Consider the following 12,312-nt stretch of genomic DNA (forward strand, 5'->3'; position numbering starts at 1 on the left):
TATGTATTAATCTCATTATAAAAGAAAAGCCAGGCATTCGGCGATTGAATCGAATAATACCTGGCTTTTTTACTATATGGACTTTTTCAGTGCCCTCGTGTTAAGCCGCACCAATTTGTTGTTGTTCGAAAACGGACATGATCTCAACTTCATTGTTTTTCAACGCTACTTTCAACATCACATCCATCCCCTTATTTTCACCGATTTTCACTGCATAGATATACCCTTTGTCCTCACAGCATTTTAGGAAATCACCTTGCTTCATCAATTGTATAAGATGTTCCTTATTCTTTTCCATCCCATAATATTTTTTGATTTGTTCAACTGTATTAATGTTCATAATATATGCCTCCTAAAAATAAGTAGTGTTTAATATTAAGGGGAACAACTTATTGTTGCACGAAAGCGGTTTTTTATACCATTTCACTATTACATCCCTACTTAGGTATTCCACTATGATTCTCAGCATAAACGTAACTTTGGAACTATTCTAAGACGTCAGCTCGATGCTTTAAAGGTCATTAAACAAAGACAAGTCGGTCTCTTAGGCTATCCTTTTTATAAAATGAAACACAAAGTTCAATTTCAAGTGATGTATAGCATCAAATAAAATGCTATACTGGAGGGGGTAAGAATCATTTTTAAATTAATGGAGGATTAAAATGAAAAGAATATTAGCCGCTTTACTTACGACAGTGATTGTTTTTTCGCCAGTTGGAAACATGGTTTTCCAAGATCATTCAACAACAGCGGAAGCAAGGTCTTCTAAGTCAAGCAGTAAAAACTTTAACAGCATTAACAATAGTACAAACAACAATTCAAATTTCCAAGATAAAAAGGAAGACACTACAACATCAAATAAATCTCCTAACACAAATGCTAAAGGCGGATTTATGTCAAGTGGTCTAATGAAAGGTCTAATGTTAGGTGGACTTGCTGGATTACTTTTTGGCAGTCTTTTTGGAAATATGGGCGTATTAGGTTCTATTCTAGGCTTATTAATCAACGTACTAGCCATTGTCGTTTTAATCGCAGTCATTCGAAAGATTTTCATCTTTTTCAAAGATAAGAAAGAAAAAAGTGTATACTAATCCGAGAGGCTAATCGTTTCAAATAAGAGTAATATGTTCTGTGTTTATTTTCAGGATCAACACCTAAAGTTTATTAAAACCGCCAAGTCACTTGGCGGTTTTTTTACGCGGATAAAACCTTGGGATACTGATAGTTCCCGTTTGTGTAATCATTGTAAGAATCAAGTTAATCGAGGGGACAATGGATTGTCAAACTAATGAGCTTGATGTAATGATCGGGTAAATTCTTCCATCTACTGCAAAAGAAACTCTTCCTGTCTCTTCAGACACAACCAGAACAAGCGCATCACTTTTTTCAGATAACCCTAATGCTGAACGGTGACGGGTCCCTAATTTCTTTTCACCCGCCCCTTTGTTAGATAAAGGAAGAATATTTGCTGCAGAATATATTTGATTTGTACGAACTAATACAGCACCATCATGAAGAGGGTTCCTAGGATAAAAAATGGATTCCAATAATGAATGTGTCAATGCTGCACCAATAGGAATACCGGCTCGAAGGAATGATTCCAATTCATCATTTCGCTCGATCACAATTAATGCCCCATGTCTTTGATTAGAGAGATGCTGAATACAAGTAGAGATATCTAAGTATTTATCAGTATAGGGGGATAAATAACAGTTTAAATAAAAAGATGCTGCCATCGTTTCTACTTTTTCAAATTTGTCTTTGAGATCCTCCAGTTTACCTAACACACAATTCCCTTCAGTTTTTAATGTTTTTATTCCCTTATTTATATCAAATGAAATATCCTCATGTCCTTTTATTAATTGTTGTTTTAATGGTGAAAAGTCGCAGTTTCTTTGCTGCATAAATAGGACACCTCGTTTCAATTATTCGTCCATTACCATTCTTTTATTTCTTTATTTTTTTTATTAATGCCCAGAAATTTCCGTACCATGCTTTTTGCCAAATATTCAACATTTTTTCCTTTTGTTTAGGAACGGTTATTTCTTGCTAAAGCAAATTCAAAGTATTATAAGAGATTTAATGTTAGTATGGAATAAAAAGTTATAGATTTTAGTATAGGAGTGCGGGAATTTCATGAAAAAAAATACGGACGAGGAAATATATCGACAAATTGTTGAATCTTCCGGAGATGCAATTATTATTCAACAAAACGAGAAAATCATGTACATAAACCCGGCAGGAGTAAATTTTTTACGAGCTGCTTCTAGTGAGGAAGTTATTGGGACACCTGTATTCGACATCATACCTGAGAAATACAGAAAGCTGGTAGAGAAGCACATTCAATCCGCTCTTGAAGAAAATATACCTACCGGAATGATCGAAAAAAAATTAAAACGGTTTGATCGTACGCTTGTTGAAGTAGAAACAAATTGTACGCCTGTCATTTATGATGGTGAAAAAGCAATTCTATCTGTTGTAAGAGATATAACGCACCGTAAAGAAACCGAAAGAACTCTTGAAAAAGTGTCAAAAGACATTACCGCACTCTCAGCTCCAGTCCTCCCAATTTTAGAAGGGGTTGCTGTTATGCCCTTAGTGGGTTCTATTAATGATGAAAGAGCGGAGTATATTTTAGAACATGTACCTTTAAAAGTACATGAACAGAATGTCCATACGTTAATTAGTGATTTTTCAGGCATCTACAAACTTGATGCAACGGTCATCGACTGTCTGTTTAGAACGAGCGGCGTACTTGGTTTGCTCGGCGTTCGCTCTATTGTAACGGGAGTAAGACCTGACGTTGCCCGCAGTGTAGTAGAGCTCGGAATGGACTTATCCTTAATAAAAATATTTGGTACTGTACAGCAAGCCTTACATGAACTTTTTGGTGTTAAAGGATAGCGAAGTCTCAAAGTTTTTGAATGAATAGCAGGTGATGTTGTTTATGAGCCGCTATCGTATAAAGAAATTTTTCAAAATTTATAGAGTAGTTTTTATTCAAACTTGATAGAGAATGAGCATTATTTATATTGATATCTTCAGATTAGACGAAGGGGCACTGTAATGCCAGAACCGAAGAAATTTATGTAAACATGAACAAAAAAGAGAGTTGGTTTAATAGAAAAAACAACCCCGTTTGCTTCATGACCGGGGTTGTTCGCTTTTCAACACAAATCCAATTTCATTTAATGCCTGCTCCAGGTTCGCTTTAATCATGATGTCTTGCAAATCAGCATTTATTTGAACAGCTTTCATGGAAAGGTCGGGACGGAAACCAGTTAAGATCGGTCTCACGCCAATTAATTTTATAATGGAAGTGATTTTTAATAATGAAGCAATGACGGTTTCGTTTATATACATGATGCCAGACAAATCAATAACTAAATAGTCAAGCGACAAATCTTGACTTTTAAAAAGGGCGGTTTGAATAATACTTTCCGCTCGACTCTCATCGATGTCTCCTATCACCGGAAGAATGGCTACTCCTTTTGTAATTGGAACAACCGGTGCTCCTGTATTTTGCAGCTGCTGATTTGTATAATCTAATTCGAGCACATACGAAAGAAGAGCTGACATTGTTTCAAACAATTGAATATGCTCATTTGTGAATTCTTTATTCTTCGTATCTAATCCGCAAATTGTTCCGTAATTTTGACCATCCTGATAATAAATGGGGATAGCGATAAATGAGCCCCCGCCTAAATGTTTCGTCACATTCATCTCGCACGTCATTTCATTGTTGTTTACATCCGGAATGATGAGAATGCCCTGTCCATGATCGACACTTAATTTACAGTAACTTTCTGCGAATGGAAGTGTGTCACCTTCTGAAACAAGTTCCTCATCTTTGTTCAACACTTTAATAATCTGGTTCGTTTGACCGTCGTTTCGTGCAATAAAGAGCGTATTGAGGTCAAGAAATTTTGCCATCATTTGTAGTACTCTCACTGCCGCCTCATTAAAATCGTCGAATGTTGATGCTGTCAAACGGCTGCACTCAGTTTCAATTTTCATATCAAAATCCTCACTTCTGTTGTCACGATTTCATTTTCTTCGTCTATCATACCATTCGATAATTCATGGGGGAAAAGATAAGTGTTTTTTCAAATGTTTTGGGAGCACTATTTAAAAATGGCAGGGCTTAAAAGTGATGAAAATAAATGTGCCTATAATAGAGGGAGCCTGCATTATGAATCCACTTGTTTGAAGAGGTTCAAAGCAAATAACAGGACACCTATGACGACGAGAATAGAGCCAATGACCGCTACAGAAACAAGCGTGGCTTCTCCCGTCCAGATTTGAATACCAATTGCCGTCATCATAACAGGAACCCCAATGTTATGGAGCCAAAATTGTAATTTAGCGATTTGTGTGTTTGCTGCTGAAGGATAAAAATGATAAATAAGTCCAAAAAGCGCCATTGAAACCCAGCCAAGCAAATTAAGATGCGCATGAACGGAAGTCAGGCGGAAATCATGAATAATACCCATGGTAAGTCCGAGAAGTACACCAATTGAAAAATACACGACTGAAACTTTAAGATAGATTCTTCCCAACTCAACCCCTCCTTATAAATGATTTCAATGGTACATTATCAGTATAATCACCTATAAAGGAACAAAGACCGATTTGATTCATAATTGGGCGCTAATTCAGAACATTATTTTTTGATAAAGTTTACTGGATGTATCAATGTGGATTTTTTCTTTTCTTAATTAATTCTTACGTTAAGATCCTCATTGCAAATATCGACAGTACATTAAAAAAGAACATCTTGACAATCACACCCTTTGAATAAAAAAGAATGGATGTTGCACACTAAATCCGTACGACATTCTTTTTAGGAGGAGAATATAATGCAGCGAAACACTTCACCACAGTTTAATCATGGAGCGCATGAAATTTTGGATGTTCACGAAGTACTATCAGCGTCAATTGGTGCAATGAATCAATACACAATGCTTCGACCTATTGTACAGGATCAAGAACTTCTTGACATTCTCGATCGTCAATATCAATTTATGCAACAGGAATACAATACAACAGTAGACTGTTTCCATACGGGACAAGATCCGGCAGTACCAACACAAAGTTACATGATGCAGCAGGACAATCAAATTATTTACGGCCTTACGCCGTCTCAGCCTAAAAAACCAATTCAAAATGAAACAGAAATTAGTGACGAGCATATTTCCGGATTTATGCTTAGTTGTGTTAAATCGCTGGCAGCTCTTAAAACCTATGCTGCACTAGAAGCATCAAATCCAGTGGTACGCCGTGTCCTTGCAGACTCAGTTCCAAACTGCATTGAAATGGCGTATGAAATCTCCCTATATCAAAATAAAAACCGCTTCTACCAGGTTCCGCAGCTGCCGGTTACTGACATGCAGCAAATGAAGCAGTCCTACGCTCCCGCTACAGGCACAACAGCTACTAGTTAATAATAACTCTGACCCGCATGTCATGAAGACAGCGGGTTTTTTTCTATTGAATACATCAATATAGAGTAAAGGATTTATTGGTCACTTTTTCATCATAATCAAAAACTCACGAAAAAAGTTTATAATGTACATAAGGTATATATTAGGTGGATTGAGGAGAATGTCGATGAAGCATCATGATTTTACGAGCGGAAATATATGGAGGCAGCTGCTAGTGTTTTCCGCGCCTATTTTATTGACAAACCTTCTGCAAGTATCATATCAGCTGATCGACAGCTTTTGGGTGGGGAATTTAATCGGAGCGAATGCGCTTGGGGCAGTTGCCGTCTCCAGTACGGTTCTCTTTACTGTCTTGTCATTGATACTTGGGATTAACAATGCAGCATTAACCATCCTTTCGCAGTTAAAGGGAAGGGATGAACCGATTCGTCTAAAACGATATGTTAATGCGTTTACGGTTTGTTTGACAGGGATGTCAATAGCACTAGGATTAGTTGGTTTTTTCTTGTCTGATTGGCTATTGAGGATCCTCGGCACCCCGGAAGCAATGATTTCGGATGCGGTCAGCTATTTGCAAATTAATTTTATCGGGATTCTTTTTTTATTTGGCTATAACTTTATCGGCACCGTTTTCCGGGCGCTCGGTAACAGTAAAACACCAATTCGATTCGTTGTGATGGCGCTTTTGTTAAATGCGGTGCTTGATCCTCTATTCATTCACACATTTCAATGGGGGATTGATGGAGCCGCCTATGCGACTATCGTTTCCCAAGGGGCCGCTTTCCTATACGGGCTAATTGTCAGCATCCGTGAAAAACTGATCCCGTTTTCCATTCCTTTTATCCCAAAACGCGAAGAGGTAATGCTCATATTAAATCAAGGGATCCCGGCCGGTTTTCAAATGATGGCCATTTCTGCCGGAATGGCCGCAATTATGAGTGTCGTAACATCGTTTGGAAACGATGCAACTGCTGGATTCGGGGCTGCACAACGGCTTGACAGCCTTTTAATGCTGCCCGCTCATGCGATCGGGACTGCCGTCAACAGCATAGCGGGCCAAAACATAGCAGCCGGACAGTGGAAACGGGTACATAGGATTGCCTTTTACGCGGTTATATTAAATACAGTGATTATGCTGGCGGCGGCTATTGGGATAGTTTTCTTTGCAGAAAAAAGCATTCGTCTATTTATTTCTGATCCCGAAGCGGTTACATTCGGAGCTCAATATATTCTCCTTATTGCCTTTTTTTATCCTTTCCTAGGGATTAATTTTGTCTTAAACGGAATTGTCCGAGCTTCAGGAGCAATGCTTCAGATCCTTTTGCTGAATATCATTTCATTTTGGGTACTCCGCTACCCGCTCACGTTTTTGTTTGCGGAATGGATAGGGGAAAAAGGCATCGCATACGGGATGGGTGTCAGCTTTATGATCAGCAGTATTTTCGCTATTTCTTATTACCGATTCGGGAATTGGAAATCATGTGAATTATTTAAGAAACGAAATAACAATGAGAAATAAAGTTCTTGTCATCTTAAAATTATCAAAAAATGTTATCTCGACAGGGAGATGATTAACTTGCTGCCAACTGCTAAATAACCTTTTAGATGAGATTTTTTTACTTGTATCTGTTTTAACGTTTTTCTTGCAGCCTCTTTTTTATCGTTTTTCAACTCTCCTGCAATCGAAAAGTTGAAATTCTAAAGGAATCTCCCGCAGAAATGTTATCTGCAGGGGTTTCCTTTAGTGGTTTACTTGTCTATTTTTTCTGCTGATCAGACTGGTCATGAATCCTACGCAAATGACAGTCATTAAGCATAACAACAGAGAACCAATTGAAAACACAATACTGCCGATACTGATGATAAAAAAATCAATAATAAATATAATAATCCCCGGGTTTACTTTAAGGTGTTTCGCAACCATCTGGCCAAACAGGTCTGTTCCTCCAATACTTGTATCGTACCGCAGCATCGTACCAATCCCCGAACCAACAAATATCCCGCCGAGCAGAGCATTAGTAAATGGGGAGAAATACAAATCATTTCCGAAAGTATGGATTGGATATAACACATCAATCATGAAAGAGGAAAACATCATTCCATGAAGACTGTTATAAAAATAAGATCGATTGTAAAACCAAGCGATTAGAAAAATAGGGATGCTCATCATGATAACGACAAATCCGATTTTGATCCCCGTCAAATAGTGAACGATTAAACCAACCCCGATTGTCCCCCCATCCAATAATTCATATGGAACGAGAAAAACATTCACGCCAATCCCAAGAAGAAGACTTCCGATAATGATGGAGATCGTTTTATGTACAAAGGGCATGTTTTCCCACCTTTACACGTTATAGGAAAATATATGAAAGACTTGTCTCAATGTTGACTTAAAAACAAAAAAGCTGTTGGGGCCTATAAAGAAAAAGAATTAATTGGTCATATATGATCCAGAAGTGTATAGGATGATACAGTAAATCTTTCAGTGAGGAGAAAAAAATGAAAACTAACCCAAAGACGTTTACGAAACGGAAGTCTTACGTCCCTTTTCATGGTCCTTGTGATCCTTGTCCTCCAATTGGCCGTAAATACTATTCAACACCGCCGAACTTATATGTAGGGTTTCAGCCGCCAAATCTTCCTCAATTCCCACCTGAAGAAGCATTAAAATGTGGAACGTTATGGCCAACTTTTTATGATTTTTATGAGAACCCTTATAAAAAAGGAGCGGGTAGGGGACATGGCTAAAACAATGCCGATTGAATACTATCAACAATTGGAGGAGATTCAGACCGCCGACTTTGTACTTGTTGAGTTAGTGTTATATTTAGATACCCATCCGACTGATGCGCAGGCCATTGAGCAATATAATCAATACGCTCAATATTCCAAGCAGCTCAAACGTACATTCGAATCCCAATTTGGACCTTTGGAGCTTGGCAGTATTAATCAAATACCAGATTACTGGCAATGGAACAGAAGTCCCTGGCCTTGGGAAGTTTAAAGAATCGGGAAAAGGTGGGAATACCATGTGGAAATATGAGAAGAAACTTCAATATCCAGTGAAAGTAAGTACTTGCAATCCCACTTTGGCAAAATATTTAATGGAGCAGTATGGTGGAGCAGACGGGGAACTTGCAGCTGCTCTCCGATACTTAAATCAGCGCTATACAATTCCTGAAAAAGTAATCGGTTTATTAACAGACATTGGAACGGAAGAGTTTGCCCATCTTGAAATGATTGCAACGATGATCTATAAACTGACAAAAGACGCGACGCCCCAGCAGCTAAGGGATGCGGGACTTAGTGAGCACTATGCATCCCATGACAGTGCGCTGTATTACGAAAACGCGGCAGGTGTCCCGTTTACCGCTGCCTATATTCAGGCAAAAGGAGACCCGATCGCTGATTTATATGAAGATATTGCGGCGGAAGAAAAAGCAAGAGCGACCTATCAATGGCTCATCGATTTGTCTGATGATCCCGACTTAAATGATTCCCTTCGTTTCTTAAGAGAACGAGAAGTTGTCCACTCCCAGCGTTTCAGGGAGGCGGTAGAAATTTTAAAAGAAGAGCGCGATCGTAAAAAGATATTTTAATTAGGAATGAAAAACATTAAACGGTAGTCAGATATATTTTTTCAACGTATTATACTTATATCTTTATTTATTTAGGCACTTTCACTAAAATCAAGTGGAGGTGTCTTTGTTATATTGAAGAAAAGATTGGAGATTGGAGATTGGTGATTGATGACTTTAGGACCGCGTGTACTAAAAACAGGGATTGCTGTTACATTAGCGTTATACATATGTTATATCTTCGATTTGGAGCCTGCTGTTATAGCGGGTGTGGCTGCTGTCTTTACCATTCAGCCATCTATATATCGAACATGGAGACATTTGCTTGATCAGATCATAACGAATACAATTGGTGCATCTATCGCACTTTTTTCCATTCACTTTTTAGGGGATAACCCGATTATTATCGGAATCATTATGATGCTGGTTATTTCCATAAGCTTAAAAATGAAAATGGAAAGTACGATTCCGCTTACCCTCGTTACCGTGCTGGCGATTATGAGTGCACCTGGCAATGAAGACTTTTCTTTTACACTAAACCGTTTTGTTATCATTCTAGTTGGAATTGGATCAGCATTACTTGTCAATCTTTTGATTTTACCACCGAAATACAAAAAGAATTACTTAGAAAAAGTACAGTCTGTTTTCCAGAAAGTATCATTGCTGCTTCGAACGGCTGTCTCAAATGAAATGACGGAAACTTCTTTTCAGGAGCTTGCGAAAACGTTAAGGAATGACATTCAAAAGCTGGAAGACCAGTATAAAATGTTTGATGAAGAAAGAGGGAAAATGGCTAAACTGCATCTATTGGACGTGAGGGAAATCGTTGTGTTTAAACAAATGTTAAAAACACTTCAGCAAGGAGAAGAAGTGTTAGAAAACATAGAGGAGCATTATTTCCAGAGCAAGGCAGATGAAGAAGAGGATCAGCTCTTTGACACTCACCTCGAACAGTTGACAAAATATCATGAATATCTGTTATTAAAGTACGAAGGAAAAATAAAGGAACAGGACAATGATATTGAAAAAGATATCATGATCAAGAGCGGGGCGTTTTTCGAACAAACAATGGTACGGTATAACGAAAATAAAGATAAAAAAATGCGGTTGCTCGTGATCGCTTCTTCTATTGTTGAATACTCGTTTCATTTACGGCGCCTAAATCAATTAATTGAACAATATTATAAAATAAGAAACAAATGATAAATGTAGAAAAGAGAGTTTTCAAGTAAGAAACACTCTCTTTTTGTTTTCCCATCATTTTCAGTAGTATATCGTAAAGACAAAATCAACAGATAAAACTTTAAAAATTTCCTGATTTTCAGGAAATTAATTAGGTCTACTATACTAATTAAAATAATATACGAACTGACGTGCGTAAGTGTGGTATAATAAATAAACAATAGAATTGGTTTCTCAAGGGTGGTCGGCGCACTCCTCTGTATAACACAACAGTTTACGGAGAAGGGGGTGATGCCGATGACGGTTTTTGAATCGTTAATGTTCGCAATTGCTTTCGCGGGTTTAATTGTTTCAATTCTGTCATTCCATAAGAAAAAATAAAACCGCCCTTGAGTTTTAGCGAGCTCGGGCGGTTTTAAACTGCTGCTGTTGCGCTGATCCCCATATTGGGAACCTGCTATTGTTATCGCCGTTTCGATGTGTCCAGCATCGACGGCTTTTTTAGCTTATGCTGATCATTATTCATTATACCCGAAATAAACAGAATTGAAAACTGATTAATCATTCATCGTATTTAAACGGGGAATGGTTTTTTCATAAAGCAGTGTATCTACCATGGCATTCCAATGACGACAAAAAGAAGCCATGCGAGTCCGGGTCCAAGGAGAATGAAGACACCAGTTGTGATCAGGAGTTGACGGAAAAATACTCTTTCCTTTATCCCTTGCACATTCGCAAGTAACAATGCTCCCGCAGAAGAAAGCGGACTTAAGTCAACAATACTCGATGATGCTGCAATCGCTGATATAACATTGATGGACGAAAGGTCTGGATGCTGTATAAGCGGAGCTCCAATTGGAATAATAGATGCTAAAAAACCCGTTGTAGAGGCAAATGCCGACACAATCCCACCTACATACGAAACGGTTAGAGTTGCGATGACAGGATTACCCATGTCCGCGATTAAACCGGTTACATAGCTTAATACACCGATTTTCTCCATTACTCCCACATATGTGACAATACCCATTACTAGAAAAATAACACCCCATGGTAATTCTTTTATCACATTCCCTTGTTTATTCGGGGCAATCAAAGCAAGTAGTAATCCGATTATAATGGCCGCAAAACCAATATTCACATCGAACCCAAGAGATAAAACGCCTAAGACAACGATCGCTGCAAGACAAACTAATTTATACGTATCAAACTCTTTGTTTCGTTTTTGTGCAGGCTCGTTATTACCTGAATGCATCATTTCTGCAGAAGAAGCGATCAATCCAAGAGTAGACGGCTGATTTTTTAAAAATCGATGTCCACCGAAAAGTACATATGCGATCATGGCAACCAGCCCAAAATAAATAAAGCAATTCACTAAAAGCAGTGCAGGAGAATGTGCCAAATCTCTTGATTGCATACCACCGTTCACAATGATACCAAAGACATTTAATGGGGAGAAGGAACCCGCCTGCATCCCCGTGATAATCATGATACTCATCATTAACGGGCTGATCTTATATTTATAAGCTATTTTTAATCCGATGGGGCCTAAGAGAGAAACAACTGCAATTCCATATGTCCCAACACTTGCCAGTACTAAGCTTAATGTAAACATGAGCCAGGGGACCAATCCAAGATTTCCATTTACTAAACGCAGGCCAGCATCAGCAATTAAATCTACGACACCACTTTTCTGGATAATGGCGAATAAATAAGTAATTCCCGCGATAAAGATAAACAGTTCTACTGGAAACACGCTATAAATCTCATCATAACTAAGACCACTAATGACTGCACCAACGAGGAATGATGCGACAAATCCCAGAATCCCAATATTGATCGGCAAGGAAGCACCAATGACAAAAATAATCAGAAGAACTAGAATTGCAATGATTTCTATACTCATGATATCCCCCTCATTAATAGTATGCAAAACAGTAAATAAACACTAAAAAACATTGTTAACGCTTACAAAAATAAACCATTGACTACATGATTAACCTTATTAACCTCCTCTTTTTTAAACACCAAATAGTATTTTGAGTATTTAGATTATAAGGTAAGGGATATTTGTCTTCTATACAACACTTCTATTCTTTTATATG

14 protein-coding genes are annotated in these 12,312 nt (G+C 38.0%); 8 read left to right on the forward strand and 6 right to left on the reverse strand.

Annotation, left to right across the window (positions count from 1 at the left end):
- Positions 1-100: 100 nt before the first annotated feature.
- Positions 101-340, reverse strand: coding sequence for a hypothetical protein (locus tag BTO28_RS07625; RefSeq protein ID WP_076764951.1), 240 nt, complete (start codon positions 338-340; stop codon positions 101-103).
- Positions 341-662: 322 nt separating this feature from the next.
- Here BTO28_RS07625 and BTO28_RS07630 point away from each other — a divergent pair, with 322 nt between their 5' ends.
- A complete protein-coding gene (locus tag BTO28_RS07630) occupies positions 663-1,091 on the forward strand; it encodes a hypothetical protein (protein ID WP_076764952.1) in 429 nt (142 codons plus the stop codon).
- Positions 1,092-1,280: 189 nt separating this feature from the next.
- On the opposite strand, the gene cdaS is transcribed toward BTO28_RS07630, so the two are convergent.
- On the reverse strand, positions 1,281-1,904 hold the full coding sequence (gene cdaS / locus BTO28_RS07635) for a sporulation-specific diadenylate cyclase CdaS (protein WP_076764953.1): 624 nt from the start codon (positions 1,902-1,904) through the stop codon (positions 1,281-1,283).
- Positions 1,905-2,136: 232 nt separating this feature from the next.
- On the opposite strand from cdaS, the gene BTO28_RS07640 reads away from it, so the two are divergent.
- Positions 2,137-2,904, forward strand: a complete 768-nt coding sequence (locus BTO28_RS07640; RefSeq protein ID WP_076764954.1) for a PAS domain S-box protein — start codon at positions 2,137-2,139, stop codon at positions 2,902-2,904.
- Between the two features lie 240 nt (positions 2,905-3,144).
- Here BTO28_RS07640 and BTO28_RS07645 read toward each other — a convergent pair whose 3' ends face one another.
- Positions 3,145-4,017, reverse strand: a complete 873-nt coding sequence (locus BTO28_RS07645; RefSeq protein WP_076764955.1) for an STAS domain-containing protein — start codon at positions 4,015-4,017, stop codon at positions 3,145-3,147.
- Positions 4,018-4,190: 173 nt separating this feature from the next.
- Positions 4,191-4,559, reverse strand: a complete 369-nt coding sequence (locus tag BTO28_RS07650; RefSeq protein WP_076764956.1) for a cytochrome-c oxidase — start codon at positions 4,557-4,559, stop codon at positions 4,191-4,193.
- 300 nt (positions 4,560-4,859) lie between these two features.
- Between BTO28_RS07650 and BTO28_RS07655 the strand changes: the two genes are divergently transcribed.
- Complete coding sequence (locus BTO28_RS07655) at positions 4,860-5,444, forward strand: spore coat protein (protein WP_076764957.1); 585 nt, start codon at positions 4,860-4,862, stop codon at positions 5,442-5,444.
- A 166-nt stretch (positions 5,445-5,610) separates the two neighbouring features.
- Positions 5,611-6,963 (forward strand): MATE family efflux transporter, encoded by a 1,353-nt coding sequence (locus tag BTO28_RS07660; RefSeq protein ID WP_076764958.1) that lies wholly within the window; start codon positions 5,611-5,613, stop codon positions 6,961-6,963.
- 222 nt (positions 6,964-7,185) lie between these two features.
- On the opposite strand, the gene BTO28_RS07665 is transcribed toward BTO28_RS07660, so the two are convergent.
- Complete coding sequence (locus BTO28_RS07665) at positions 7,186-7,779, reverse strand: YitT family protein (protein ID WP_076764959.1); 594 nt, start codon at positions 7,777-7,779, stop codon at positions 7,186-7,188.
- A gap of 167 nt (positions 7,780-7,946) precedes the next feature.
- Between BTO28_RS07665 and BTO28_RS07670 the strand changes: the two genes are divergently transcribed.
- From BTO28_RS07670 to BTO28_RS07685, 4 genes are all read left to right on the forward strand, one after another.
- Positions 7,947-8,195, forward strand: coding sequence for a spore coat associated protein CotJA (locus BTO28_RS07670; protein WP_076764960.1), 249 nt, complete (start codon positions 7,947-7,949; stop codon positions 8,193-8,195).
- Positions 8,188-8,451 (forward strand): spore coat protein CotJB, encoded by a 264-nt coding sequence (locus tag BTO28_RS07675; protein ID WP_076764961.1) that lies wholly within the window; start codon positions 8,188-8,190, stop codon positions 8,449-8,451. The genes BTO28_RS07670 and BTO28_RS07675 overlap by 8 nt, the downstream gene beginning before the upstream one ends.
- A 25-nt stretch (positions 8,452-8,476) precedes the next feature.
- Positions 8,477-9,046: a spore coat protein CotJC gene (gene cotJC, locus BTO28_RS07680; RefSeq protein ID WP_076764962.1), complete on the forward strand. Its 570-nt coding sequence runs from the start codon at positions 8,477-8,479 to the stop codon at positions 9,044-9,046.
- A gap of 150 nt (positions 9,047-9,196) precedes the next feature.
- Complete coding sequence (locus BTO28_RS07685) at positions 9,197-10,228, forward strand: FUSC family protein (RefSeq protein WP_076764963.1); 1,032 nt, start codon at positions 9,197-9,199, stop codon at positions 10,226-10,228.
- Positions 10,229-10,817: 589 nt separating this feature from the next.
- On the opposite strand, the gene BTO28_RS07690 is transcribed toward BTO28_RS07685, so the two are convergent.
- Positions 10,818-12,113, reverse strand: coding sequence for an SLC13 family permease (locus tag BTO28_RS07690; RefSeq protein WP_076764964.1), 1,296 nt, complete (start codon positions 12,111-12,113; stop codon positions 10,818-10,820).
- Between the last annotated feature and the right edge of the window lie 199 nt (positions 12,114-12,312).

The sequence above is a fragment of the Domibacillus epiphyticus genome (genome assembly GCF_001975785.1).
Taxonomy (GTDB): Bacteria; Bacillota; Bacilli; order Bacillales; family Domibacillaceae; genus Domibacillus; species Domibacillus epiphyticus.